Raw genomic sequence first — 26,327 nt, 5'->3', positions numbered from 1 at the left:
ATCAGCTAACTAGATGTAATACATATTCATTTGTAGGGGGAAATCCTCCCCTACTGTTTTTTAGTTTTTCTATCTTTAGTTTTTATCAAAGTGAAAGGCTCACTTTGTCATGTGCCATAGCGAGACAATCCAACGTTCTCAGGTTATTCAAGGAAAATGAATATATGAAACCCATAAATAAAGTTGCCATTATTGGTACTGGTGTTATTGGTGCAAGTTGGGCAGCATTCTATTTAAGTAAAGGATTTCAGGTGAGTGCTTTTGATCCTGCAGCTGATGCAGAATTAAATTTAAAAAATAGAGTTCAAACCTATTTACTTGATCTGTTCGAATTGGCTGAAGAGCAAACCACCTCTTCTGATCATTATGTTTCAGACACTTTAAAAAATCTCACTTTTTATCAAAATCTAGCAGATGCGGTAAAAGATGCGGATTTTATTCAAGAAAATGGTCCTGAGCGAATTGATCTAAAAAAAGACTTATATGCACAGCTCACTCAAAACTGCCCCAAAGATAGCATTATCGCCTCAAGTTCATCTGGCTTAAAAATCTCAGATATTCAACATGATTGTCTATATCCTGAAAGAATTGTACTGGGCCATCCTTTTAATCCACCACATTTATTACCGTTGGTTGAGATTATTGGTGGAGAAAAAACCCAAGCGAACTATATCCATGATGCTTTTGAATTTTATAGATTATTGGGAAAAAAACCGATTTTAATTCAGAAAGAAGTCAAAGGCCATGTCGCTAATCGTTTACAGTCTGCAATTTGGAGAGAAGCGTTTTATCTGGTTTCTGAAGGTGTATGTAGCGCAGGAGATATTGATATCGCTATCACCAATGGCCCCGGATTACGTTGGGCAATATTTGGTCCTTATTTAAATATGCAGTTGGCCAATCAACATGGATTTAAAGCTGCTATGCATCATTTAGGTGAACCGATGTCTGAATGGTGGGCTGATATGCACCCTTATACCTTGTCTGAAGAAAAAATTGAGATGCTGAATGAAGAAACTCAGCAGTTTGTTAAAAAACTAGGCGATAAGAATCTTCAATTACTTCGTGATCAGGCATTACTTCGATCTTTAAAGATGCGTAAAGAATTAGATTTGCCTTAATCGGGTTTTACAAACGTGAGCTTCATTGATTCTCCAGAATTCTCATCTGGAGAATTTAGTCTTCAAAAATTTAGCCAAGGGAAACAGGATCATTGACCTTCCCGCTCCAAAATTGAATCAACATTTCAAAGCATCCCAAGCAACAATTTCAGACTGAACCTTGTTGCTTATTTTTGAATTACATCGAAAATACCCAATAGCTTTTAGATTGTTCGAAAATTCGAATAGACATGCCAAGTTTCATATCATTATTCTTCTACTAAAAACAGTTATCGTTGTCTTATTCGCTACTTTAATCATTAAGTCGCCAAAATAAGGGAAGTTTTATGCTCAACAATAAAATAAAGTTAAAACAAATGTGGTAAAGCAACTTCGATATGATGAATGAAAAATACAAACAATTCCTAATTCAAATGGTTACCCAATATGCGAACTTTCTATACGATTCTCATTGGTATAATGCTACTCCTTGTAATTCTTTTTATAAGTCGAATATTACGTGGTCGCTTTAGTCCAACATTATTTTTTATTCTGTTCATCTTGATTTGGTTTGTAGCAATGAGCTGGAATATGTATATGGGCATACAAGCAGGTTACGCGGTTAAAGAAGAATTCTTAATATTTTTACTTAATTTTGGTATTCCTTCTCTTCTCGCAACTTACTTCATATATAAAAAATAAAAGCTCTATTTAGCTTGCTAAGGTTAAAAACCATCATGTAAACAACGATCAAAACTAGGGTCTGTTGACATTTCATAAATAGCTTGCGTTGTAGGTTAAAATTGAGCAGGCAAGGCATGAAATGAAGAGAATAGCGAGACTATTTTCAAGTTTCATAACGCAGGCTGAGATAATTTTAACCACAACCCTGAGCAAGAACAAAGCACTACTTTGTTTGCAGCGCAAGGCGCAGCGGGGGGACTAGCGTGTTTTTTGTCGCTTCGTGTTACCTTGCGAAACAGTGTTTCTCATCATTTAGAATGACTAAATTTCGTATTTCGCGCCTAAAATCGCCTAAAAAACACGTAGTCGCAAGCATAGAAGAATTGTAAACAGACCCTCTTATTACTTATTGTAAAGCACTCTCCAAAGAGAGTGCTTTTTTTGTTAATTTTTACTGGTTAAACATGATTAGGTATAGATTTGATTAATTAAAATTAGCTTTCCTTTTTTCAATAAAAGCGGCAACACCCTCTTTATAATTGTCTGATTGTCCAGCAATACGCTGTAACTCTCGTTCCAACTGTAACTGTTCAGCCAAAGTATTTTGCGAAGCAGTATTTAAGGCTTTTTTAATTAGCGAAATCGAACTGCTTGGTTGCTCTGCCAAACGTTCTGCCAATTCAATCACGCCCTGATCAAAAGCATCATCTTCATAGACCTCCCAAATAAGCCCCCAACTCAAGGCTTTCTGAGCAGATAGCTTATCCCCGAACATAGTCAAACCTTTGGCTCGGGCAAGCCCCACCAGATGTGGTAAATTCCACGTCCCACCTGCATCTGGGATTAAACCGACTTTGCAAAAAGACTGTATAAACGTAGCAGATTGCTTGGCCACAACAATATCGCAAGCCAAAGCCAAGTTCGCACCAGCACCAGCCGCTACGCCATTGACCGCAGCCACAACAGGTTTAGCCATATTGGAAATTTTAACGACTAACGGATTATAAAATTTTTCTAAGGCAGCACCTGCATCATAATCAGCTGCACTTATCACCTCTTTATTTCTCGTTCTTAAATCCTGACCCGCACAGAAGCCCTTACCTGAACCAGAGATTACAATGGCTTTAATCTCAGTAGAAACCGCCCACAGGTCTAAAATTGCAGCAATTTCACGATGCATTTGCTCATTAAAACTATTCAGCACCTCGGGACGATTTAAGGTTAAATAGCCCACCCGATTTTCCTGACGAATCAAAATATGTTGAAAATCCATTTATTTTTACTCATTTAAATAAAAAACAGCCTGACCCAGCTTAAAAAGCAAAGTCATCTTGTTCTAATTCCATTACCGCTTCAGCACCTGATGCAATAGCAGCCGCATGACTTTGGGTACGATGTAATAATTTTTGAAAGAAAAATTTCGCTGTGGTTAATTTAGCCTGATAAAATTTTTCGTCCTGTGTTGCTTGGCTTAACTTTTCATCTGCTACTTGCGCCATACGTGCCCAAAGATAAGCAAACACGACATAGCTAGAGAAATACAGATAATCAACTGAAACAGCGCCAATTTCTTCTGGGTTTTGCTGTGCTTTTTTGGCAACACTGTCTGTAATTGATAACCACTGTTGCTTGAGTTCCGTCAGTTTTTCCAGATAAGCTGCCAATACGGTATTTGATTGGTTGGCTGTAATAAACTGTTCTATTAAATCAGTCATATTCTTTAATAGTTTGCCATCCGACTTGAGCACCTTACGTGCCAGCAAATCTAAAGACTGAATCTCTGTGGTTCCCTCATACAAGGTTGAGATACGGGCATCACGAACAATTTGCTCCATGCCATGTTCAACAATAAATCCATGCCCACCAAAAATTTGTACGCCGTGTTTTGCAGCTTCATTGCCTGATTCAGTTAAAAAAGCTTTAGCAATTGGGGTTAAAAATGCTAACAATTCATCTGAGATTTTCTGTTGTTCAGGATCATTGGATGTTTCAACAATATCAACATGCTGAGCTAGAAAATATGCCAACGCTCGTCCACCTTCAGAAAAGGCTTTTTGCGTCATTAACATCGAACGCACAGCTGGATGCACAATAATCGGATCAGCATTTTTATCTGGATATTTTGCGCCTGATAAAGCACGCATCGCCAAACGTTCTTTGGCATAACTCAATGCACCTTGAAATGAAATCTCCGTAGCCGCTAACCCTTGTACAGCTGTTCCAATACGTGCTGTGTTCATAAAGGTAAACATACAATTTAGCCCACGGTTTTCAGGACCAATTAAATAGCCCTTGGCCCCATCAAAATTTAAAACACAGGTTGCATTGCCATGAATCCCCATCTTATGTTCAATCGCACTACAGATAACCTTATTACGATCTTGGCAATCACCTGCATCATCGAGGTTAAATTTAGGCACGATAAACAGTGAAATCCCTTTGGTCCCCGCTGGTGCTTGCGGTAGTCGGGCTAAAACAATATGAATAATATTCTCTGAAAGGTCATGTTCCCCAGCAGAAATGAAAATTTTCTCGCCGGTAATTGCATAACTTCCATCTGGGTTTGGTTCGGCCTTAGTGCGGATCAAACCTAAATCTGAACCTGCATGTGATTCAGTTAGACACATTGTCCCTGTCCACACGCCACTAATCAGTTTGCTTAAAAATTGTTGTTTCTGTACTGCTGTACCATGATGTTCAATGGTGCGCATTGCGCCATGCGATAAACCTGGATACATTGCCCAAGCCCAGTTAGAACCACACAGCATTTCTGAGATTGCAATACGCAATAAAGTAGGTAGACCTTGACCGCCATACTCAGGATCCGCCGTCAGTGAGGTAAAACCCAATTCAGTATATTTATGATAAGCCTGTTTAAATCCCGCTGGGGTTGTAACAACCCCCTGATTTAAATGACAACCTTCCTGATCACCATTTTGATTGATGGGTGCAAGCTCATTTTCACAAAAGTCTGCTGCGGCATCTAAATATTGATTGATCAATTCACGACTGACCGTTTCCTGATATTTGGGTAGTTTTTGGTAGTTTTCTTCTGTTTGCAGCATTTCATGCAATACAAATTGCATATCACGCAGTGGTGCTTTGTATAAAGGCATAGTGTTTCCCTTTCAGTTCTTCTGCCGATGATGCAGATAGAGATGATTTCCCTTAGATGACAATTTTATTTTACGATTGCTTAAAAATATCAAATAAATTTCTTATTGCAAAATTTATTTTCATTCTCATTAGATAAATTTATTCAAAAATACCACCAAAAATACCACCAAAAATATGACAAACCGATACAACAAGCTGTATTTGAACAATAATATTTAAATAAATAAAAATTCAAGTATAATATTTGATTAAAAAATAATTTTGTATAGCAAAATATTATTTCGTAAAATTAAATTTTATAGTATGGTAATTAGATCGCTTAACACTCCAAGGATGATTTATGGATAACCCTCAATACACAGGTCTTGAATTCTTAACTGCTTTAAAAAATGGTGAAATTTCAGCGTCACCCATGGCGCAAACCATTCCTATGCAGTTAATCGAAGTTTCTAAAGGCAAAGCGACGTATAAGGTTACGCCAAGTCAAGCGCATCGAAATATACAAGGAACAATCCATGGCGGTTTTTGTGCGACTGCTTTAGATACTGCAACGGGAAGTGCAGCACATACCTTGCTGGAACATGGCATGGGTTATGGCACGATTGATCTCAATGTGAAAATGATTCGCCCAATGCAAATCGATACCACCTACTACGCACAAGCTGAACTGATTAATGCTGGACGTAATATCATTACCACAGAAGGTAAAATTGTGGATGAAAATGGCAAAATTTATGCGTTTGCGACGGCAACACTGATGATCATACGAAAATAATAAAAAGACTAAGCCCTTTTGCGGCTTAGGGTCTGTTGACACTTCATAAATGGCTTGCGTTGTAGGCTAAAATTGAGCAGGCAAGACAGGAAACGAAGAGAATAGCGAGACTATTTTCGAGTTTCATAACGAAGGCTGAGATAATTTTAGCCACAACCCTGAGCAAGAACAAAGCACTGCTTTGTTTGCAGCGCAAGGCGCAGCGGGGGACTAGTGTGTTTTTTGCCGCTACGTGTTACCTTGCGAAACGATGTTTCTCATTATTTAGAATGACTAAATTTCGTATTTCGCGCCTAGTATCGCCTAAAAAACACACGTAGTCGCAAACATAGACGAATTGTCAACAGCCCCTATTCTTTTATCACTGTTTTCTTCATGACATAAAAATCTATTCGGTCAATTATAAAACTTAGAATTGCCATGGCTAAACCCACAGCCACACAGACACTCCATCCCCAATGTTTCCACGTGTAGACCGCAACCAAAGAACCCAACGCAGCACCACCAAAATACAATGTCATATAAATAGAATTAATTCGAGAACGTGCTTGTGCTGAAATTCGATAGACCAGATTTTGGTTAAGTACATGAAAGGCCGATAAACCAAAATAAGCCAAAATCACACCTCCTGCATAAGCCAGCAAAGACTGTTGGGCAAAAAACAGTGGAATCCATGCCAGTACCAATAACCACATACAAATCAGTGCAACTTTATTTTCCAATCCTTTGGCAATTTGTTTTCCCGCCCAAGGGGTTGCAAACACACCCGCCAAACCAACTATGCCAAATAAACCAATTTGGAAATCATTGAAGTGATAAGGCGCATTGGCAAGAATAAAAGTCATGGTGGTAAAGATCAACGCCAATATACCGAAGCCGATCCCACCTGCCAGACCACGGCGAATTAAATGTGGCTGATCAACGGCCAATGTAAACAATGAACGATAAATTTGCAGCACTGTTAATTGATGAGATTTTCGAGCAACGGGTAATTTAAGCCACATCACTACTGCAAAAGCTAAAATCACAATACCACTGAGTAAATACACCGCATGCCATGACCAAACGGTCGAAAGTAAGCCTGCGATTGATCTTGCCAAGAGAATGCCTAAAAACAAGCCACTCATCAGTGTTCCGACAATTTGCGGGCTTTTTTGAGGGCTCGCCAAACCAGCAGCAAATGGCACCAAGACTTGTGTCGTAATCGAAAAGAAGGTGGCTAAAAAGGTAAAACCATACAATACAGGCAAACTTTGACTTAAAGAAAGTCCGATCTGGGCAAAACCTGTGCAGCACATTAACAGACAAATATAGCTACGCTTTTCAAAAAAATCACCGAGCGGCACCAAGATAAACAGACCAACTGCATAAGAGAGTTGACCGATTACAATTGTTAAAGCGACTTGCTCTGCATTGACCTGTAAAGCTTCTGCAATAGAATAAATCAAAGGCTGGTTATAATAGTTCGAACCTGCACAAATTCCACATGCCATTGCCATGATGAAAATAAAGCTTTTTGACAAGATATGCATTGTGTCAGGTTGAACTATTTTTTCCATTGCGCAGCTCACCTTATTTTAGAATTTGTACATCGACACAAAGTTAATGCGAGAGACATCTGCTGTTCTTCCATCAAACACTTCACGCTTACCTTGATGATATTCCATACCAATATCAATTTGCTCAGCAGGTGAATAAAACAGATTGGCAGCATAATCCGTTAAACGCTTGTTTGCGTCAGGATTGAGTTTTGCATAGGCTGAATCATCATCAAAATCAAAAATCGATGCAGATAAATTTGCACGCCATTGCGGATTAAACTTATATGAATAGCCAATATTTAAGCTATTGAGTTTATTCATCTCTAAATCTGTTTTTTGCGCATTTAACGAAAAATCACCTGCTGCATTTAAGCTGGTTGCATTTGTCAGGCCAGTTTGTGTGGTATATGGCATGAATTTTTGATCACCCACAATATATTGATAATTCGCCTGTACAGATTGTGCTGGGCTTAGTTGGTATTTTAAACCAGCACCCGCGCCCCAACTGACCTTTTTAACCGTATCTTTCGCAACATCTACTGATTTTTCATTGACAAAACCTTGAGCCAAAGCCGTTAAGGCACCTTCTTTTACCGTATATCGACCTGTCAATGTCGGGAATGCTGAAACCCGAGATCCAGTGTATTCCAACGCAACTTTTAAATCACTCTTACCATTTATCTTCCAGTCATAGCGCACTTGAGGTGTACGGGTATAAGAGGTTCCCATAAACTGAGTATAATCGACGGACTCTGTTCGTGTTTCCATATTGGACATCAAAGACCAGGTTTGACCGAAAGTCCAATCTTTATAAGTAAAGAAAGCATGACGAATACGGAATTTACCATCGCCTGTACCCATGTTGGCACTGTCAAAAAAATCGGCTTCAATATTCCCTGTTACAGCCTTATCTGGACTGTTGAAATACACCCCGATTCGACTGGCATTGATCATGGCATCTGAGCGGGCATGATCGGAACGTTTGTCACTTTCAAACGGAGTACGGTTTAAGCTATTGGTGGTTCTTCCTCCCGAATCTGGTGAGGACTTAAAATCAACTGCAGCATCAAGTCGGGCAATTCCATAGACTTTAACATTGTCTGTCCAAGTCACCCATGAAGGCGCTATTGGTTTCGCGGTTTCAAGTGCTTTATTTTTTTCTACATTTTCTTCAATTTTTGCTTGTTTGACCTGCAAATTATTTTGTGACAGCTTTTGAGCTTCGAGTTCTGCTTTGAGTTTTTGCAGCTCTGTCTCTAACAGATTAATCCGTTGTTCTGCTGTCACTGGCGAATTTGCAAAAATAGTCCCTGAAGCCACAGCGCAAGCTGTAGCTAAAATTAATTTTTTCATCTTTTAATCCTTAAAGAAGCTTTTTTTCCTACGCTTATAAACTAAGCGTCTCGTGCATCTATCAACGGGCAGCCCGTTACTGCCTGTAATTCATCAAAACTCAGTCCCGAAACCATTTCAGTGACATAGGCTTTGTGATCTTTTAATTCAATAATGCATAAATCGGTATAAATTCGATCTACACACTGCTCCCCTGTAATGGGATAACTCAGTACATCGACAATTTTAGCTTCGCCCTTTTTGGTGACATGCTCCATATAGACATAAATTGACTTGGCTCCCACCGCTAAATCCATTGCACCACCTACAGCGGGGACATCATCAGCTTTGCCAGTATGCCAATTGGCTAAATCGCCATTCACTGCGACCTGAAAAGCACCAATCACACAGATATCCAGATGCCCACCACGCATAATGTCAAATGAATCCCCGTGATGCATAAAGCAACCACCATCCAGTAAAGTGACTAACTCCTTTCCAGCATTGACCAAGTCCTCATCTTCTTCACCTGCTTTGGGTGGTGGGCCAAAGGCCAAAACCCCATTTTCTGAGTGCAGAAAGATTTCTTTGTCTTGAGGTAAATACTTCGCAACGTTGGTGGGTAAACCAATACCTAAATTGACATAAGCTCCTTCGGGAATATCCTGAGCAATCAACTGAGCGATATCTTCACGAGAACGTTTTTGAACTGACATTAGATATCTCCTACTTTGACAACATGCTGTACAAAAATCCCAGGGGTGATAATGCACTCAGGATCAAGGCTTCCTAGATCTACCGTATGATTCACTTGAACAATGGTTGTTTTTGCCGCTTTTGCCATAATCGGGCCAAAGTTCCGTGCTGCCTTACGATAGGTCAAATTCCCCCAACGATCGGCTTGATCTGCATAAATCAAAGCAAAGTCAGCTTCAAGTGGATACTCAAGTACATAGTTTCGACCATTAATGGTTCTGGTTTCTTTGCCTTCTGCGACTTTTGTGCCATAGCCTGTCGGTGTAAATATTGCACCTAGACCTGCACCTGCCGCTTGAATACGACAGGCTAAGTTGCCCTGTGGAACCAGTTCTAATTCAATCTTTCCTGCACGATATAAGTCTTGAAATACAGTCGAACCTGCTGACTTTGGAAATGAACTGATCATTTTTCTGACACAACCTGCAATGATCAGCTTGGTCAAACCACGATCACCAGAGGCAGCATTGTTATTGACAATGGTCAGCTCTTTTTTACCTAAATCGATTAAGGCTTCAATCAATTCCGCAGGCTGACCTGTCACGCCAAAACCACTGGTCATGATGGTTGCACCATCAGGAATTGCCTTTAAAATCGGTTCAATGTCACTGGTGATTTTATTTATCATTTCGCTTGTCCCTTTTCATCCTTAAATTGACGTGACAGGTCAAATTGTCACTCTGCCTTTTGCGGGTTAAATAGTCGGTCTTTAATAAATAACAGTGGAATTACACCGCATATAAAGTACGCTCCAGCCATCACCAACAGTCCTAAACCAATCGAACCATGTTGTGATAAATAACCGATGGTTAATGGAGAGAAAATTGAAAGCACTTTACCGATGTTATATGCACCGCCAACCGCCGAGCCTCGAATTGAGGTTGGAAAACTTTCAGTCATATACGTGGCATTGATTGCATACGGTATGCCATATAGAAAACCAAAGAACAGCATGAGCCATAAAATATTGGCAGGCGTGTTAAGGTAAACAATCACGGGAATAAATAGAGCTGTGCCAATTGTGCCGAATGCAAATACAGCGCGGCGACCCAATTTATCCGCAATAATCCCAGCAATAATTTTGGCAAACATCATGATTAAGAAAGTGCCGACCATATACATCGCCATTTCTTTAAACTTAATTCCTAGATCAGATTCCAAATAAGCCGGCAGCCAGTTACTCACACCGTAATAACCAAATTGCAAAGCACCGGTACTCAAAATCCACAGCACAAACATGGTGCCATGTTTCTTATCTTTCAAAATTTCCCAATACGGATTCTGACGTTTAACAGGCTGTGCATTTTGTGGCGTTGCAATGACTTTTAATTGGCGTGCTTTTTTCCATGACTCAGGCTCAGGTACGATAAAATGCATCAGTACTGATAAAATAATCGGGGTAATTGCAAGCCAATACAGGAAACGCCAGCCATGTTCAGGAATAATATGACCTGCCAATAAAGTCGCAAGTAAAGACCCCAAGGTATAGCCCGTCATCAGTGTTGCCAACACTGTAGAACGATGTTTGGTCGGCACCATTTCAGACATTAAAATATTACAGGCAATATAAAGTGCGCCTAAGCCCATTGCACCGACTGTTCTTAAAATCGCAAATTGCATATATGAATGGGTAAAACCCAATGCACAGGTCAGAACAGAAGAAAAAGCAATAAAGAATACAATCACGCGTACTCGGCCAAAGCGATCACAAGCCCATCCACCGACTAAACCACCCACGGCGGAACCTAACAGTGTCAAACTGCCCAAAGTTCCTGCTTGTACACCGCTCAGATGAAACTCAGCCTTTAAACTGGTCAAACTTAACGCTAAAAAGCCCAAATCTGCGCCATCACAAAGCAAAGTAAAAAATGCAAAGATAAAGGCCGTAATCCAAATCTTTTTGGGTGTCTGAATCACCTCTCCAGCCCCATTATTACCACTATTATTTTGTGTAACTGTTTCCGTTGTCATGTCCATATCCTCAGAAGGAATATGAGGCATCCCCTGCCTCATGGCATCTAATTGTTATTAGGCTGTAGCGTCCCTAATCATGTTTTTTGCGATAATCAATTGTTGAACTTGCGTGGTTCCTTCATATAAACGGAACAAACGCACATCACGATAAAAACGTTCAATGGCATATTCACTGATATAACCAGCACCACCGTGAATTTGTACGCAACGATCTGCGACCCGACCACACATTTCAGTGGCAAACATTTTTGAACAAGATGCTTCTGTACTAATGTTTTCACCATTATCACGGCGACGCGCAGCATCGAGCACCATACATTTTGCCGCGTAAATCTCAGCTTTTGAGTCTGCAAGCATGGCTTGGATCAATTGAAAATTAGCAATCGGCTGACCAAATTGTTTACGCTCAATGGCATAGTGAAGTGCGTCATTTAACATCCGTTCAGCCACACCGACGCTATATGCACCAATATGTAAACGACCTTTATCTAAAACCTTCATGGCTGTTTTAAAACCAATACCTTCAATCCCACCAATCAGTGCTGATGCTGGAACGCGGCAGTTTTCAAAAATCACATCACAAGTATGAGAACCCTTTTGTCCCATCTTTTGATCGATTTTCCCCAAACTAATCCCAGGCGTATTGGCTTCAACTAAAAATGCAGAAATACCGCTTGCACCTTTAATATCAGGATTGGTCCGTGCCATCACGGTAAAAGTAGCAGCATGTGGTGCATTGGTAATAAAGCGTTTAGTGCCGTTTAAAACGTAAAAATCACCATCTTTGACCGCACTGGTTTTTAAAGAGGCGGCATCTGAACCAGCCTCAGGTTCGGTTAAACAAAATGAACCAATAATTTCACCGCTGGCATAACGAGGAAGATATTTTTGTTTTTGTTCTTCTGTGCCATCAATCAAAATCGCACTTGAACCAATACCATTGTTGGTACCAATCAGTGAACGGAATGCTGGTGAAGTTTGTCCAAGTTCAAATGCAACATTCACCTCCTCTTCCATGGTAATTCCCAATCCACCATATTCTTCTGGAATGGTTAACCCAAACAAACCTAACTCACGCATTTGTTGCACGATATCCTCAGGAATTTTGTCCTGCTCGGCAACCTCATGCTCACGTGGAATCAATTCATTTTTTACAAAGTCACGAATTGTTGTGAGCAACTGTTGCAACATTCCTTCATCACGGATCATCTATGATCTCCCTTCTTTTGTAGCTTCATTGCACCCATCAGCTATTCCAGCTGGGTAATGGATACCCTGTTTTAAATCTTGTTTACTGCGAATGTGTTTCATAGTACGAGATTAAAAACACAAATTTCAAGCTTTTTTGAAAATTAATTTCATTAAGCGAAATTTTATACTCTACCAATATTAAATATCAATCACTTAGAAAAATTTGCAGACGATAAAGTGTCAAGATGAATAAAAACTACTTGAAATAAATTTCAAAACACGCATTATTAAAGAAATATAGTTTTGATCTGCGAAACAAGGAATCAAAAAATGAGTGAAATAACAGGGAACAGTTTCATTGAAGTAGACTATTCTGTTCAGAAAGTAGCGATCGTGAAGATTAATCGTCCAGAGGCTAAAAATGCCTTAAATACGCAGGTACGTCAGCAACTGGCTCAAGTGTTTACTGAGTTAAGTTTTAATGACCAGATCAATGCCATTGTGCTTACAGGTGGTGAAGAAGTTTTTGCCGCAGGGGCAGACTTAAAAGAAATGGCAAGCGCAACCTCCACAGAAATGTTGCTACGTCATACAGAACGTTATTGGAATGCTATTGCGCAATGCCCTAAACCCGTGATTGCTGCTGTAAATGGTTATGCACTGGGTGGCGGTTGTGAACTTGCCATGCATAGCGACATTATTATTGCGGGTAAAGGCGCAACTTTTGGTCAACCTGAAATTAAAGTCGGTTTAATGCCTGGTGCTGGTGGAACCCAACGTCTCTTCCGTGCAGTGGGTAAATTCCACGCGATGCGTATGATCATGACGGGTGTAATGGTCAAAGCAGAAGAAGCATATAGCATTGGACTGGTTTCCCAAGTTACTGAAGATGACCAGACTATCTCAACCGCTATTCAAATGGCGCAAAATCTGGCAAAAATGCCACCGATTGCCTTACAACAAATCAAAGAAGTTGCATTAATGAGCGAAGATGTTCCATTAAATGCAGGTTTGGCATTGGAGCGTAAATCATTTCAATTGTTGTTTTCGACCGAAGATAAAAATGAAGGCATTCAAGCGTTTATTGAAAAGCGTAAACCTTCATATCAAGGCAAATAAGTTTAATCGATAACAACAATGGAATAGAAATGGCTAGAAAAGTATTGATTAGTGCAGGCGGTTCAGGAATTGGACGATGTATTGCAGAAGCATTCTTAGCGCATCACGATGAAGTTTTCGTTTGTGATATCAATGCAGAAAGCTTAGCGCAATTCCAAAAGGCCTATCCTGCACTACATATTTATGCATGTGATTTATCTAACCATGATGAAATCAAATCTATGTTTAGTGATGCCATCAACAAACTGGGGCATATTGATGTTCTGGTCAATAATACAGGGATTTCTGGCCCAACCATCGCAGCAGAAGAATTGAGTTTTGCCGATTGGAGTGCGGTATTAAACCTTAATTTAAATAGTACCTTTGCTATCACCCAACTCGCCATTCCCTTTTTAAAACAGTCGGAAGCAGGTGTCATTATCAATATGTCATCGATCGCTGGACGTTTGGGCTATCCATATCGTTTGGCTTACGCGACCTCTAAATGGGGATTAATTGGTTTTACCAAAACATTGTCAATGGAACTCGGTGCAGACAATATTCGAGTCAATGCCATACTTCCAGGTGCAGTGGATGGGGAACGAGTTCAACGGGTGTTACAAGCGCGTGCAGATGTCGCGCAAACATCCTTGGATGCCGTTACGCAAAATGCACTTAAAAATCAATCGCTCAAATATTTTGTCAATCCAAAGCATATTGCCGATTTGTGTATATTTTTAGCCTCGGAAAGCGGTTGCTCTATTTCTGGACAAATTTTACCGATTGATGGTGACAAACAATGTCTGAGTTAACCCACCAAACTGTACTGGTTTCTTTCGTTTCTATTTTTTCCATCTCTAATTTTTCGTTTAATCTGGATCAGTTATCAGGATGATCGACATGACTTATGATATTCAAAGCATGGCTGTAATTGGTGTTGGTATTATGGGCAGCGGTATTGCTCAAATTGCCGCACAATCAGGTCATACCACTTATTTATATGACACCAAAGAAGGTGCTGCGCTACAGGCCAAAGAAAAGCTGGCAGCAACATTTCAAAAGCTGGTCGATAAAAATAAAATCAGCGCTGAACAGGCGGAAAATGCCAACAAACATTTGATCGTTGCCGCGCAACTTGAAGATTTAAAAGCCTGTGACTTGATTGTGGAAGCGATTGTTGAGCGCTTAGATATCAAACAAGCGTTGATGCAACAACTCGAAGAAATCGTTTCAGACACCACTATTTTAGCCTCAAATACTTCATCGCTTTCAATCACAGCCATTGCAGCAAACTGTAAAAAACCACAACGTGTAGTCGGTTTCCATTTTTTTAATCCGGTACCCCTGATGAAAGTTGTGGAAGTGATCCAAGGATTAAAAACGGATCCACGTATTGTAGCTGCATTAAATGAGCTATCACGTGCATTTGGTCATCGACCTGTTGTTGCCAAAGATACCCCAGGATTTATTATTAATCATGCGGGGCGCGCCTATGGCACCGAAGCGTTAAAAATCTTAAATGAAAACGTCTGTGACATCAGTGAAATTGACCGCATTTTAAGAGATGGTGTTGGTTTTAGAATGGGACCATTCGAACTCATGGATTTAACAGGACTGGATGTATCACATCCTGTAATGGAGTCGATTTATCATCAATACTATGAAGAAGCCCGTTACAAGCCCAATCCATTGACCAAACAAATGCTTGAAGCCAAACAACTTGGGCGTAAAGTCAATCAAGGCTTTTACCACTATGAAACAGGCACAAAAACAGGTGAAAAACCTGCACAGTTTGTTGAGCGTTTAACCAACTATCCAAAAGTTTGGATTGCAGCTGATTTTGCTGAAGATAAACAACAACTGGAAGATTATTTAATCCAGCAAAATATTGTCTTAGATACAGGTCTAAAACCACTACCTGAGAGTTTATGTTTACTCGCTTGCTATGGTGAAGATACCACCCAAGCAGCGACACGTTTAAAAGTCAATCCACAACAAGCTGTTGCCATAGATATGCTATATGGCATAAATAAACATAGAACGTTAATGCCGTCACTGGCGACAAGCACGGAGTATCGTCAAGCAGCCCACTCTATGTTTAATTTAGATGGTGCTATGGTCAGCATGATTGCTGAAAGTATTGGCTTCGTGGCACAACGTGTTTTAGCCATGGTGATTAATTTAGGCTGTGATATTGCACAACAAAATATTGCCAGTGTCGATGATATCAATGCCGCAGTCCGTTTAGGTTTAGGCTATCCCTTTGGCCCTATTGAATGGGGGGATCATATCGGTAGCCAAAAAATCTTACTCATTCTCAATCGTATCTCAACATTGACCTATGACCCACGCTATCGTCCTAGCCCATGGTTACAACGTCGTGTCGCATTAAATTTACCACTTACTTTTAATTCTGGATTTTGAAAAGGAACTTCTCAATGTTAAATGCCTATATTTATGATGGTTTACGTAGCCCAATTGGTCGTCATGCAGGTGAGCTTGCTTCAGTACGTCCAGATGATTTAGCTGCGGCAGTTTTACAAAAGCTCCTTGAAAAAACTGGGGTTCCAGGCGCAGCGATTGAAGATGTTATTTTGGGTGATACCAACCAAGGTGGTGAAGATAGCCGTAACGTTGCCAGAAATGCCCTATTAATCGCGGGCTTACCTGTGACTGTTCCCGGCCAAACTGTAAACCGTTTATGTGCAAGTGGTTTGGGTGCTGTGATTGACTCTGCACGTGCCATTACCTGTGGCGAAGGCGATTTATATATTGCGGGTGGTGTAGAAAGCATGTCACGTGCTCCATTTGTGATGGGTAAAGCTGAATCTGCCTATAGTCGTGAGGCCAAAATTTACGACACCACAATTGGCTCACGCTTTCCAAACAAAAAGCTGATTGCGCAATACGGTGGTCACTCAATGCCTGAAACTGGTGACAATGTCGCAGTTGAGTTTGGCATTACCCGTGAACAGGCAGATTTATTTGCAGCTCAATCACAGGCAAAGTATCAAACAGCTAAACAAGATGGCTTTTTTACTGGTGAAATTACCCCAATTGAAGTCTTTCAAGGCAAAAAGTTACCGCCAAAACTGGTTTCTGAAGATGAGCACCCTCGCCCAAGCTCAACGGTTGAAGCCTTAACCAAATTAAAACCATTATTTGAAGGTGGTGTCGTCACTGCTGGAAATGCATCGGGTATTAACGATGGTGCTGCTGCACTACTCATCGGTTCCGAAGCAGCGGGACAAAAATATGGCTTAAAGCCAATGGCAAAAATCTTGTCAGCAGCGGCAGCAGGTATTGAACCCCGTATTATGGGTGCTGGCCCAATCGAAGCAATCAAAAAAGCCATTGCACGTGCAGGGCTAACTTTAGATGATATGGATATCATTGAAATCAATGAAGCTTTTGCTTCACAAGTATTATCTTGCTTAAAAGGTTTAGATGTTGATTTTAATGATCCGCGTGTCAACCCAAATGGTGGTGCAATTGCCATTGGCCACCCACTTGGGGCTTCTGGTGCACGTCTTGCACTGACAGTTTCGCGTGAGCTGATCCGCCGCAATAAGAAATATGCTGTCGTTAGCTTATGTATTGGCGTAGGACAAGGCTTAGCCATGGTGATTGAAAACGTGTCATAACATTGACTGTTTAATCACTAACCGAGTATCCATTCATCACAACAGCGCAGTGATGAATGGATTTATTTTGCAGAGCGAAATATAATAGCCAAACTGTTGCTTTATTATATTTGAGTATTGAATGTCTCAGAATTCAGAAACTGAACAACCTATAAATTTTGATGAGATACGTCTTGATCCTATTTCACATATTCATCGGGAAAATAACCCCCAATTTATCGCTTCTTTAGCACGTGGTTTAGAGCTATTACGTTGTTTTTCTGCCAACAATCAAGTCTTGGGCAACCAAGAACTGGCAAAAATGACGGGTTTACCAAAACCTACCATTGCGCGGATAACCAATACCTTAGTGTCATTAGGCTATTTAAAACAATTACCTAATTCCACCAAATATACTTTGGATATCGGTGTTTTATCTTTAGGCTATGCAGCCTTGTCCAATATTTCTATCCGTAATATTGCACATCGCTATATGGAAGAAATGAGCCAATATGTACAAGCACCTGTTGCTATGGCAACCCGTGACCGTTTAAACATGGTCTATATCGACGTAGTTCAGATCGAAACTGCTTTAAATATGCGCCGTCCCATCGGCTCAACCCTACCCATTCACAGCAGTTCCATGGGTCGAGCTTGCTTGGCGGCTACACCTGAACGTGAGCGTAACTTTTTACTGGATGCGCTTAAACAAAAAAATGCTGAAAACTGGCCTGCAATTAAACGTTCTTTAGAACGAGCTTTCCGAGATTATCAAGATTACGGATATTGCCTTTCTTTAGGTGAATGGCATAAAGAAGTAAACTCTGTTGCTGTACCTTTAGTCAGCTCCAAACATGGTCTTTATGTGTTTAACTGCGGTGCACCAAGTTTTCATTTAAACCCTGAAAAACTTGAAGGTGAAATTGGACCCCGTTTAATCCATATGGTGCACAACATTCAAGATGCTTTGAGTGAAACGCCTTAACAACGATGATTAAAATCAGATGCTTAAAATCAGCAGATACATGGTTGTGTGGATTAAAAGTTCCGATTTCATAATGACAAACCATAGGCATGATGAAAAACACTCTCTATACCCCAACCATTATTTTAATGGCAGTTGCAGCAGGCATCTGTACTGGTGGTAATTATTTTAGCCAACCACTGATTCATTCCATTAGTCTAAGTTTAAATTTAGCAGATACCACCACAGCATGGGTGCCTACTTTAGCGCAAATCACCTATGCAGCAGGTCTGCTATTTTTAATGCCTTTAGGGGATATTCTTGAAAAGCGTAAGTTGTTATTTATATTTATGCTGCTTGCCTCAATTGGGCTAATTATTAGTGGTTTTTCCCACAATATTTATCTGTTAATGCTCGGTACCATCATTACAGGATTATTTTCTAGTTCAGCCCAACTGTTGTTACCACTGGCTGCCAGTCTGGTTCCAATTCAACATAGTGGTCGTGTTGTTGGTTTTTTACTGAGTGGGTTAATGATGGGTGTCTTATTGGCACGCTCATTATCAGGGATGATGTCGACGCTTTTTGCTTGGAATGTTATTTATCTACTCAGCGGTTTTTTATTATTACTCATTGCGATTATTTTGTACCGTAATATTGGCTTATTTCCTCCAACCAAATCTGAAAATTATCTCAAAACAATTCACTCACTGCCGCAAATCTTTATTCAAAATCGTCGCCTAAGAATCAGAACCTATATTGGTGGATTAACCTTTGCCTGTGTAAGCTTAACCTTTACCACCATGTCTTTACTCTTAGCTCCTGCGCCTTATTTTTTCAGTGATTTTACGATTGGCTTATTTGGGTTTGTCGGTGTTTTAGGGACATTCGTTGCCAATTTTTCAGGTAAATTTATTGATCAAGGCTATATTCATAAAATTTCGATATGTTGTGGTATCGGTCTGATTTTAAGTTGGCTATTGTTTTTATTGCTCTCTTATCATTTTATCTTTTATATCATTGCCTTACTTATCCTTTATGCTTCGCTCTCGGCTGTTCATGTCACCAATCAGAGTATTGTCTTTAAGCTTAACCAACAATTGCGTTCACGTTTCAATGCTATCTATATGACAGGTTATTTCGCTGGCGGTGCTTTAGGGACCACGAGTGGAAGCTATGCATGGAAACATTTTGGCTGGACAGGTGTATGTATCTTGGGCTTAGTTTTTGCCCTGCTGTGTCTATATTATTGTCTTGCAGATGCTAAAAATCAGCACAATTCATAGTGTTGTGCTGATCTTTAAAAGCAGTCTTTTATCATCGAGATAAAGCTGAACTCAAATAGATGTTTATAAAAGCCCGAATAAACGTCCACGAATAATGTCTTCTGCATCTTTTACAATACGGTTGACCAGTTCATCACATGTCGGAATGTCATGGATCAGACTGGCAACCAAACCACATGACCACGCCCCAGCATTGACATCACCATCGATCATCACTTTAGGATAAACACCTGCAACTTCTTCAATGATATCTTCAAATTTAATCTGGTCTCCAAGTGCTTTTTCTTTGGCTACAATTTTTTCTACAGCCGCATTATTCATAACACGCTCAGTATTATGTAAAGCACGCATAATTAAACGGGTATCTCTTTCCGTAGCATTCAGGATCGCCTGTTTTACATTTGCATGCACTGGCGCTTCTTGAGTTACAATAAAACGTGTTCCCATATTAATGCCATCCGCCCCCATGGCTAAAGCGGCAGCAAGTGAGCGTCCATCAGCCATACCACCTGATGCAACAAATGGAATTTCTAAGGTATCGGCAGCTAAAGGCAATAAAATCATATTCGGTACATCATCTTCACCGGGGTGCCCACCACACTCAAAACCATCGACAGAAACAGCATCACATCCAATTTTTTGAGCTTTTAGACTATGCCGAACCGAAGTGCATTTATGAATTACTTTAATTCCAGCAGCCTTTAAATAAGGCATGACCTGTTCAGGATTACGGCCTGCTGTTTCTACAACTTTTACCCCACCCTTAATAATTGCCTCGACAAAACCCGGATAATCAGGTGTATTGACTGTGGGTAAGAAAGTTAGATTGACACCAAAAGGCTTATCGGTCATTTCTCGACATCGGGCAATTTCTTTTGCTAGATTTTCAGGTGTTCGCTGGGTTAAACCGGTAATAATGCCTAACCCACCCGCATTTGAAACTGCAGCAGCCAGCTCGGCAAAACCGACATAATGCATACCGCCTTGAATAATCGGATGTTCAATTTCAAATAATTCTGTAATTTTGGTTTTCATATTCTTTCCACTCACTATTTTATATTTTGAGGCTCATTTCTTAGCATCCTATGCTTGTCGATAATTTATTAAATCTGATCGATCATGAGTCCACTGTATTCTCACTTTGTTTGCAAGGTGACGAATTTAAACAAGCACTGAGTGCATTGATGAAAAAACAGCACCTATTTTTCGTAAGCAAACTATTTAACATGCATCTTATTAACATGCATCTTATTAAAAAGGCCAACAATGTAGATCGTTGCTGGCCTTTCAGTTTTAAAGCAATAAAATTAGCTAATTTCAGTACGAATATTATTCACCATGTGGAGAAGACGCGGTGCAATATCCTCTTCAAGTTTTTCGCGGTTCATAATAAAGCTTGGTCCGCCGCAGTTAAATACCAGTAGACCATGTTGTTCATGAATCAAGGGGACTGCCACTGAATTGACATCTTTATGCCATTCACCAATTGAAAAACAATAACCAAAATCTTGATAATCTTTAAATGCCTTATCTAAATCACGGTTAATCTTGATCCAATCGTCTTTATGTTTGCTACGGATTGCATCAAGTAAAAACTCTCTTTCATCTTCAGGCATTGCAGCCAGACATGCACGTCCCATTGAACTTAAATGAATCGGTAAATAAGTACCGACTTGACGACGCATGGTCATATTGCCCTTGCCTTGTACCACATCCAAATAAATCATATTTAGACGATCACGCGTTGCCATTGCCACAGCAGCACCCGCATAATCCGCTAAGTTTTTCATATAGGGATGTGCAATATTACGGATAGACACATTAGAAAGCATGGAGTAACCAAACGCCAAAACCCCAACTGAAAGTTGAAATTTGCTTGAATTTGGGACCTGCTTGATATAGCCCAAACGTGACAATGTGTGCGTTAAACGGGTAATGGTCGGTTTAGGCAAACCCGTCATTTGTGATAACTCTTGATTACCCAAATGCTGATGTTTTGGGGTAAAGCAACGTAAGAGTTCTAAACCACGTCCTAAAGCTGTAATAAATTGACGATCATTTTCATCTTGCATATCTTCAATCGGATGCAATAACTCATGCCTCAAAGGCGCTAATAATTTTTCTGTTTGTTCTGCATCTACGGCATCATTCATGGTTATACCAATTCACATATTTGTTTCGCACTGCGAAAATTATAATCTATTTTTTCTATAAATAGCAAAAAGCAATCATCTGATTCACTTTGAAAATAAAACGATGCATCCATCTCGATGTGAAAAGTCTAAATTTGCTTATTTTATTGAAAAAAATGGCTTTAGACTGCTCACATCATCTATTTAAAAACTATCCTATCACGCCTTTGGCTTTTAACTCATCAAGTTTTGCTGGAGAGATAATACGACCTAAGATTGTTTGAGTATGTTCGCCTAATAAAGGAGGCGCATTTCTATACTCTACAGGTGTACGTGAAAGCTTAATCGGGGAACCGACCACAGTAAGTTTTTCACGTTGAGGATGTTGCATTTCTACCAGCATCTCTCGCGCAATTACTTGAGGTTCATTAAAAGCTTGCTCTAGATTATTAATCACACCAACAGGCACTTTAGCAGCATAAATTGCACTCACCCACTCATCGGCAGTCTTGCTTAAAAAATGCTTTGATAAAATTTCTATTACTTCATCACGATGCTTAACACGATCTGCATTACGGGTAAATCGAACATCATTGGGTAACTCTGGCAAACCAATACTTCTGCACAGTTGAATAAACTGGGTGTCATTACCACAAGCAATGATAAACTCTCGATCTGCGGCTTTAAATAATTGATAAGGCACAATATTGGCATGTGCATTGCCATAACGTACCGGCACTTTTCCAGATGAAAGATAATTCATTCCTTGATTTGCCATTGTGGCAATTTGCACATCAAGTAAAGCCATATCTATATGTTGCCCTAAACCCGTCATATGACGATTGAGCAAAGCCGCTTGTATGGCAATGGTTGAATATAATCCCGTTGATAAGTCTGAAAATGCGACACCTACTTTTTGCGGACCACCACCGGGTAAATCATCTTTTTCACCCGTGATGGACATGAGTCCACCCATTCCTTGAATGATAAAATCATAGCCAGGTTCTTCTGCTCTCGGTCCATTTTGACCAAAACCCGTAATCGAGCAATAAACCAGTTTAGGATTAATTTCTGATAAAGAAGCATAATCCAAGCCATATTTTTTCAAAGAACCAGCTTTGTAGTTTTCAATGACCACATCGGTATCTTGAATAAGTGCTTTGATGAGCGCCTGCCCTTCAGGATTTGCAATATCAATTGCAACAGAAAGTTTATTACGATTGGTCGACTGATAATAAGCGGCTTCTCGTGTCTCCTGTCCAGCGTCATCTTTCATCCAAGGTGGTCCCCAAGAACGCGTATCATCACCTAGTTTCGGTCTTTCAACCTTAATCACTTCTGCGCCTAAATCGGCAAGAATCTGTCCACACCACGGTCCAGCCAGTACTCGACTTAAGTCAAGTACACGAATTCCATTTAAAGCACCCATGTTTATTCCACTAACCTTTGATTAATTTCCTACAGGAAAATTTATTTAATATAAATTTCGCATAGCGATATATATTTTTAATATACACAAAAAACTTTAAAAATAAAACTTAATTTTTTCATCAAAAGTGATGATTTTTATTCAACAAATATAGATTAATTAAATCAAATAATTAGCCAACTGAAAAACAAGCACAATATACCGCATTGCGAAATTAATTTTCAAAATATATTGTTTTCTACTGATCCTTTGATTACTATCGCATCAATATGCAGGGTTTTAGCAACATCAGCTCGATGTTTTCAACATGTTGTACAAAGGACAAGACTATGATTCGAGATCAGGAAACACTCAAACAACTGGTAGATATGATTCGACAGTTTGTAGATGGTGTCCTCATTCCTCATGAGAATGAAGTCGCAGAAACAGATCAAATCCCTCAAGCCATCATTGAGCAAATGAAAGCTTTAGGTTTGTTTGGACTGACGATTCCAGAAGAATATGAAGGTCTTGGCTTGACCATGGAAGAAGAGGTGTCTATCGCTTTTGAACTTGGACGTACTTCGCCTGCCTTTCGTTCACTGATCGGCACCAATAATGGAATCGGTTCGAGTGGTCTGATTATTGATGGTACCGAAACTCAAAAATCATTTTTCTTACCCCGTTTAGCACGTGGCGAAGTGATCAGTTCTTTTTGCTTAACTGAACCAGATGCAGGTTCAGATGCTGCCTCTTTAAAAACCAGTGCTGTAAAAGAAGGTGAATTTTATATTTTAAATGGCACCAAACGCTTTATTACCAATGCACCTCATGCAGGGGTATTTACCGTGATGGCACGAACCAATCCAGACATTAAAGGTGCTGGTGGAATTTCTGCTTTTATCGTAGATCGCAAAACCGCAGGAATCTCTCTAGGTAAAACAGATAAAAAAATGGGGCAAAAAGGTGCCCATACCTGTGATGTGATTTTTGAAAACTGTCGGGTTCCTGTCTCAGCACTAATTGGCGGTGTCGAAGGTGTCGGATTTAAAACCGCAATGAAAGTCTTGGATAAAGGTCGTTTGCATATCGCCGCAATCAGTGTCGGTGCTGCCATACGTATGTTAGACGATACTTTAAAGTTCGCCCTTGAGCGTAAGCAATTTGGACAAGCGATTGCTGAATTCCAACTGATTCAAGCCATGCTTGCTGACTCCAAAGCAGAAATTTATGCAGCGCAATGTATGGTTTTAGATGCGGCAAGACAACGTGATGCTGGGCACAACGTCAGCACAGAAGCATCATGCGCAAAAATGTTTGCCACTGAAATGTGTGGTCGCGTGGCCGATCGCTGCGTACAGATTCATGGTGGCTCTGGCTATATCAGTGAATATGCCATTGAACGTTTTTACCGAGATGTACGTTTATTCCGTCTCTATGAAGGCACCACCCAAATTCAACAAATGATTATTGCGCGAAATATGATTCGTGCTGCGTCTTAATTAATTTTCAGGCACTTTAAAACGATTTGAAGTGCTGTAAATCAAATGTAGGTAATGGATTATGGCGACAAACTACAATACACATCTCTCTTCAATACAGCCTCATACTTGGAAAATTGCATTTATTTTTGCATTTTTAGCCTTGTTGGTGGATGGTGCCGATCTGATGCTGCTGTCTTATAGTCTCAACAGTATTAAGGCAGATTTTGGTTTAAGTTCCGTTCAGGCAGGTATGCTGGGTAGTTTTACCTTGGCGGGTATGGCTGTTGGTGGGATATTTGGGGGATGGGCATGTGACAAATTTGGTCGAGTACGGATCGTGGTTATTTCTATTCTCACCTTCTCACTACTTACATGTGGACTAGGCTTTACCCAAAGTTTTCTTGAATTTGGTCTATTACGCTTTTTTGCTTCTCTCGGACTAGGCTCGCTTTATATTGCCTGCAATACCTTGATGGCGGAATATGTACCTACACGTTACCGTACAACGGTATTGGGTACCTTACAAGCAGGTTGGACGGTTGGCTATATTGTTGCAACGCTACTCGCTGGATGGATTATTCCAGATCATGGCTGGCGTATGCTGTTTTATGTTGCCATTGTACCGGTGTTGATTGCTGTTTTAATGCATCTTTTGGTACCAGAACCACTCGCATGGCAACAGTCTCGTTTACAACAACCAACACGTGATAAAAATTCTGAGGAAACTTCAGCATTTAAACTGATTTTTAAAGATAAACGAAATCGCAATATGTTTATCTTGTGGGCGCTCACAGCAGGCTTCTTGCAATTTGGTTATTATGGGGTAAATAACTGGATGCCTTCATATCTAGAAAGTGAATTAGGCATGAAGTTTAAGGAAATGACCGCATATATGGTCGGTACCTATACCGCCATGATCCTCGGTAAAGTCCTTGCGGGGATGATGGCTGATAAACTTGGTCGTCGCTTTACTTATGCCTTTGGTGCGATTGGGACTGCTATTTTTCTACCACTGATTGTTTTTTATAACTCACCCAGCAACATTTTATATTTACTGATCGCTTTCGGATTTTTATACGGTATTCCTTATGGTGTAAATGCCACCTATATGACGGAAAGTTTCCCGACAGCGATTCGTGGTACAGCGATTGGTGGTGCCTATAACGTGGGGCGTCTTGGTGCAGCACTTGCGCCTGCAACGATTGGCTACTTGGCATCGGGTGGTTCTATTGGTTTAGGTTTTGTGGTGATGGGGGGTGCTTATTTAATTTGCGGTGTTATTCCTGCCCTCTTCATCAAGGAAAAACTCTACGATCCGCAAAAATCGTAAAAGTAACCTTGTAAAATCAGTTATCCCATTTTAAAGCCAGCTAAATCTAGCTGGCTTTTTTGTCGATACCATTTTGAATTTGTTCATCAAACAGTCCTTTTTTGAGGCTTTTTATTTGATATTTTTACCCCAATAAATTAAAATACCGCTAAGCGAAATAGGATTTCTTTTTATGAAAGATTTACAACGAGAGTCAATGGAGTTTGACGTAGTGATCGTAGGCGCAGGCCCTGCGGGTCTTTCTGCTGCGATTAAAATTCGTCAATTAGCGCTTGAAAACAATCTTCCAGACCTTTCCGTCTGTGTGGTTGAAAAAGGCTCTGAAGTTGGTGCGCATATCCTTTCTGGTGCTGTACTTGAACCTCGTGCAATCAATGAACTTTTCCCTGAATGGAAAGAACAAGGTGCACCTTTAAATGTACCTGTGACTGAGGACAAAACTTATTTCCTCATGTCTGCTGAAAAGTCACAAGAAGCACCACATTGGATGGTTCCTAAAACCATGCACAATGATGGTAACTATGTTATTTCA

The 26,327-nt window shown here is 40.1% G+C and carries 22 protein-coding genes and 1 pseudogene; 12 read left to right on the top strand and 11 right to left on the bottom strand.

Going from position 1 to position 26,327, the window contains the following annotated elements:
• The first annotated feature begins 164 nt into the window (after positions 1-164).
• Positions 165-1,121: a 3-hydroxyacyl-CoA dehydrogenase NAD-binding domain-containing protein gene (locus M2R48_RS07995; RefSeq protein WP_262085711.1), complete on the top strand. Its 957-nt coding sequence runs from the start codon at positions 165-167 to the stop codon at positions 1,119-1,121.
• A gap of 1,147 nt (positions 1,122-2,268) precedes the next feature.
• Here the strand turns inward: M2R48_RS07995 and paaG are convergent.
• Positions 2,269-3,057: a 2-(1,2-epoxy-1,2-dihydrophenyl)acetyl-CoA isomerase PaaG gene (paaG, locus tag M2R48_RS07990; protein ID WP_262085710.1), complete on the bottom strand. Its 789-nt coding sequence runs from the start codon at positions 3,055-3,057 to the stop codon at positions 2,269-2,271.
• A 40-nt stretch (positions 3,058-3,097) separates the two neighbouring features.
• On the bottom strand, positions 3,098-4,900 hold the full coding sequence (locus M2R48_RS07985) for an acyl-CoA dehydrogenase C-terminal domain-containing protein (protein WP_262085709.1): 1,803 nt from the start codon (positions 4,898-4,900) through the stop codon (positions 3,098-3,100).
• A gap of 341 nt (positions 4,901-5,241) precedes the next feature.
• Here M2R48_RS07985 and M2R48_RS07980 point away from each other — a divergent pair, with 341 nt between their 5' ends.
• A complete protein-coding gene (locus M2R48_RS07980; RefSeq protein WP_262085708.1) occupies positions 5,242-5,676 on the top strand; it encodes a PaaI family thioesterase in 435 nt (144 codons plus the stop codon).
• Positions 5,677-6,026: 350 nt separating this feature from the next.
• Here the strand turns inward: M2R48_RS07980 and M2R48_RS07975 are convergent, their stop codons facing one another.
• Genes M2R48_RS07975 through M2R48_RS07950 form a run of 6 tightly spaced genes read right to left on the bottom strand, consistent with a single transcriptional unit; the run spans position 6,027 to position 12,488 of the window.
• Positions 6,027-7,235 (bottom strand): MFS transporter, encoded by a 1,209-nt coding sequence (locus tag M2R48_RS07975; protein ID WP_262085707.1) that lies wholly within the window; start codon positions 7,233-7,235, stop codon positions 6,027-6,029.
• 18 nt (positions 7,236-7,253) lie between these two features.
• Positions 7,254-8,570, bottom strand: a complete 1,317-nt coding sequence (dcaP, locus tag M2R48_RS07970) for an outer membrane trimeric porin-like protein DcaP (protein WP_004721452.1) — start codon at positions 8,568-8,570, stop codon at positions 7,254-7,256.
• A gap of 41 nt (positions 8,571-8,611) precedes the next feature.
• Positions 8,612-9,265: a 3-oxoacid CoA-transferase subunit B gene (locus tag M2R48_RS07965; RefSeq protein ID WP_004820535.1), complete on the bottom strand. Its 654-nt coding sequence runs from the start codon at positions 9,263-9,265 to the stop codon at positions 8,612-8,614.
• Entirely contained in the window at positions 9,265-9,933 is a 669-nt protein-coding gene (locus tag M2R48_RS07960) for a 3-oxoacid CoA-transferase subunit A (protein WP_004721455.1), read from the bottom strand. Before M2R48_RS07960 ends, M2R48_RS07965 begins: the two co-directional genes overlap by 1 nt.
• Positions 9,934-9,980: 47 nt before the next feature.
• The gene (locus tag M2R48_RS07955; RefSeq protein WP_016539715.1) at positions 9,981-11,276 is read right to left on the bottom strand and encodes an MFS transporter; all 1,296 of its coding nucleotides are present in this window, start codon (positions 11,274-11,276) and stop codon (positions 9,981-9,983) included.
• 57 nt (positions 11,277-11,333) lie between these two features.
• Complete coding sequence (locus tag M2R48_RS07950) at positions 11,334-12,488, bottom strand: acyl-CoA dehydrogenase family protein (RefSeq protein ID WP_004721459.1); 1,155 nt, start codon at positions 12,486-12,488, stop codon at positions 11,334-11,336.
• Between the two features lie 312 nt (positions 12,489-12,800).
• Between M2R48_RS07950 and M2R48_RS07945 the strand changes: the two genes are divergently transcribed.
• The 6 genes from M2R48_RS07945 (at position 12,801) to M2R48_RS07920 (ending at position 19,441) form a co-directional block, all read left to right on the top strand.
• The gene (locus M2R48_RS07945) at positions 12,801-13,589 is read left to right on the top strand and encodes an enoyl-CoA hydratase (RefSeq protein ID WP_262085706.1); all 789 of its coding nucleotides are present in this window, start codon (positions 12,801-12,803) and stop codon (positions 13,587-13,589) included.
• A 29-nt stretch (positions 13,590-13,618) separates the two neighbouring features.
• On the top strand, positions 13,619-14,380 hold the full coding sequence (locus M2R48_RS07940) for an SDR family oxidoreductase (protein ID WP_262085705.1): 762 nt from the start codon (positions 13,619-13,621) through the stop codon (positions 14,378-14,380).
• Between the two features lie 88 nt (positions 14,381-14,468).
• Positions 14,469-15,992, top strand: a complete 1,524-nt coding sequence (locus M2R48_RS07935) for a 3-hydroxyacyl-CoA dehydrogenase (protein ID WP_262085704.1) — start codon at positions 14,469-14,471, stop codon at positions 15,990-15,992.
• 14 nt (positions 15,993-16,006) lie between these two features.
• Positions 16,007-17,212 carry a 3-oxoadipyl-CoA thiolase gene (locus M2R48_RS07930; RefSeq protein WP_262085703.1) on the top strand — a complete coding sequence of 402 codons (1,206 nt, stop codon included), beginning with the start codon at positions 16,007-16,009 and terminating at the stop codon, positions 17,210-17,212.
• Between the two features lie 121 nt (positions 17,213-17,333).
• Positions 17,334-18,176, top strand: a complete 843-nt coding sequence (locus tag M2R48_RS07925; RefSeq protein ID WP_004721464.1) for an IclR family transcriptional regulator — start codon at positions 17,334-17,336, stop codon at positions 18,174-18,176.
• Positions 18,177-18,265: 89 nt separating this feature from the next.
• Positions 18,266-19,441: an MFS transporter gene (locus M2R48_RS07920; RefSeq protein WP_262085702.1), complete on the top strand. Its 1,176-nt coding sequence runs from the start codon at positions 18,266-18,268 to the stop codon at positions 19,439-19,441.
• Between the two features lie 63 nt (positions 19,442-19,504).
• Here M2R48_RS07920 and M2R48_RS07915 read toward each other — a convergent pair whose 3' ends face one another.
• Positions 19,505-20,476, bottom strand: coding sequence for an NAD(P)H-dependent flavin oxidoreductase (locus tag M2R48_RS07915; protein WP_262085701.1), 972 nt, complete (start codon positions 20,474-20,476; stop codon positions 19,505-19,507).
• A gap of 50 nt (positions 20,477-20,526) precedes the next feature.
• Here M2R48_RS07915 and M2R48_RS07910 point away from each other — a divergent pair.
• Positions 20,527-20,666, top strand: a pseudogene (locus M2R48_RS07910) (enoyl-CoA hydratase); the annotation flags it as partial.
• An 82-nt stretch (positions 20,667-20,748) separates the two neighbouring features.
• Here the strand turns inward: M2R48_RS07910 and M2R48_RS07905 are convergent.
• Positions 20,749-21,594: an IclR family transcriptional regulator gene (locus M2R48_RS07905; RefSeq protein ID WP_004721467.1), complete on the bottom strand. Its 846-nt coding sequence runs from the start codon at positions 21,592-21,594 to the stop codon at positions 20,749-20,751.
• 190 nt (positions 21,595-21,784) lie between these two features.
• Positions 21,785-23,002, bottom strand: a complete 1,218-nt coding sequence (locus M2R48_RS07900; RefSeq protein ID WP_004721468.1) for a CaiB/BaiF CoA transferase family protein — start codon at positions 23,000-23,002, stop codon at positions 21,785-21,787.
• A 329-nt stretch (positions 23,003-23,331) separates the two neighbouring features.
• Between M2R48_RS07900 and M2R48_RS07895 the strand changes: the two genes are divergently transcribed.
• The 3 genes from M2R48_RS07895 to M2R48_RS07885 form a co-directional block, all read left to right on the top strand.
• Complete coding sequence (locus tag M2R48_RS07895; protein WP_262085700.1) at positions 23,332-24,483, top strand: acyl-CoA dehydrogenase family protein; 1,152 nt, start codon at positions 23,332-23,334, stop codon at positions 24,481-24,483.
• A 61-nt stretch (positions 24,484-24,544) separates the two neighbouring features.
• Positions 24,545-25,795: an MFS transporter gene (locus M2R48_RS07890; RefSeq protein ID WP_262085699.1), complete on the top strand. Its 1,251-nt coding sequence runs from the start codon at positions 24,545-24,547 to the stop codon at positions 25,793-25,795.
• Between the two features lie 172 nt (positions 25,796-25,967).
• Positions 25,968-26,327: NAD(P)/FAD-dependent oxidoreductase (locus tag M2R48_RS07885; protein ID WP_262085698.1), on the top strand; the 360-nt coding region annotated here is incomplete at its 3' end.

The organism is Acinetobacter sp. I-MWF (assembly GCF_025433935.1).
GTDB classification, from domain to species: Bacteria; Pseudomonadota; Gammaproteobacteria; order Pseudomonadales; family Moraxellaceae; genus Acinetobacter; species Acinetobacter guillouiae.
The sequence above is the reverse complement of the archived record's forward strand: the minus strand, read 5'-3'. Positions and strand labels throughout refer to the sequence as shown.

Coding starts and splice junctions, on each gene's coding strand:
- M2R48_RS07930 (WP_262085703.1), top strand. CDS start 16,007: ATGTTAAATGCCTATATTTATGATGGTTTACGTAGCCCAATTGGTCGT.
- paaG (WP_262085710.1), bottom strand. CDS start 3,057: ATGGATTTTCAACATATTTTGATTCGTCAGGAAAATCGGGTGGGCTAT.
- M2R48_RS07965 (WP_004820535.1), bottom strand. CDS start 9,265: ATGTCAGTTCAAAAACGTTCTCGTGAAGATATCGCTCAGTTGATTGCT.
- M2R48_RS07955 (WP_016539715.1), bottom strand. CDS start 11,276: ATGACAACGGAAACAGTTACACAAAATAATAGTGGTAATAATGGGGCT.
- M2R48_RS07985 (WP_262085709.1), bottom strand. CDS start 4,900: ATGCCTTTATACAAAGCACCACTGCGTGATATGCAATTTGTATTGCAT.
- M2R48_RS07945 (WP_262085706.1), top strand. CDS start 12,801: ATGAGTGAAATAACAGGGAACAGTTTCATTGAAGTAGACTATTCTGTT.
- M2R48_RS07935 (WP_262085704.1), top strand. CDS start 14,469: ATGACTTATGATATTCAAAGCATGGCTGTAATTGGTGTTGGTATTATG.
- M2R48_RS07890 (WP_262085699.1), top strand. CDS start 24,545: ATGGCGACAAACTACAATACACATCTCTCTTCAATACAGCCTCATACT.
- M2R48_RS07920 (WP_262085702.1), top strand. CDS start 18,266: ATGATGAAAAACACTCTCTATACCCCAACCATTATTTTAATGGCAGTT.
- M2R48_RS07950 (WP_004721459.1), bottom strand. CDS start 12,488: ATGATCCGTGATGAAGGAATGTTGCAACAGTTGCTCACAACAATTCGT.
- M2R48_RS07960 (WP_004721455.1), bottom strand. CDS start 9,933: ATGATAAATAAAATCACCAGTGACATTGAACCGATTTTAAAGGCAATT.
- M2R48_RS07915 (WP_262085701.1), bottom strand. CDS start 20,476: ATGAAAACCAAAATTACAGAATTATTTGAAATTGAACATCCGATTATT.
- M2R48_RS07975 (WP_262085707.1), bottom strand. CDS start 7,235: ATGGAAAAAATAGTTCAACCTGACACAATGCATATCTTGTCAAAAAGC.
- M2R48_RS07895 (WP_262085700.1), top strand. CDS start 23,332: ATGATTCGAGATCAGGAAACACTCAAACAACTGGTAGATATGATTCGA.
- M2R48_RS07995 (WP_262085711.1), top strand. CDS start 165: ATGAAACCCATAAATAAAGTTGCCATTATTGGTACTGGTGTTATTGGT.
- M2R48_RS07905 (WP_004721467.1), bottom strand. CDS start 21,594: ATGAATGATGCCGTAGATGCAGAACAAACAGAAAAATTATTAGCGCCT.
- M2R48_RS07900 (WP_004721468.1), bottom strand. CDS start 23,002: ATGGGTGCTTTAAATGGAATTCGTGTACTTGACTTAAGTCGAGTACTG.
- M2R48_RS07925 (WP_004721464.1), top strand. CDS start 17,334: ATGTCTCAGAATTCAGAAACTGAACAACCTATAAATTTTGATGAGATA.
- dcaP (WP_004721452.1), bottom strand. CDS start 8,570: ATGAAAAAATTAATTTTAGCTACAGCTTGCGCTGTGGCTTCAGGGACT.
- M2R48_RS07940 (WP_262085705.1), top strand. CDS start 13,619: ATGGCTAGAAAAGTATTGATTAGTGCAGGCGGTTCAGGAATTGGACGA.
- M2R48_RS07980 (WP_262085708.1), top strand. CDS start 5,242: ATGGATAACCCTCAATACACAGGTCTTGAATTCTTAACTGCTTTAAAA.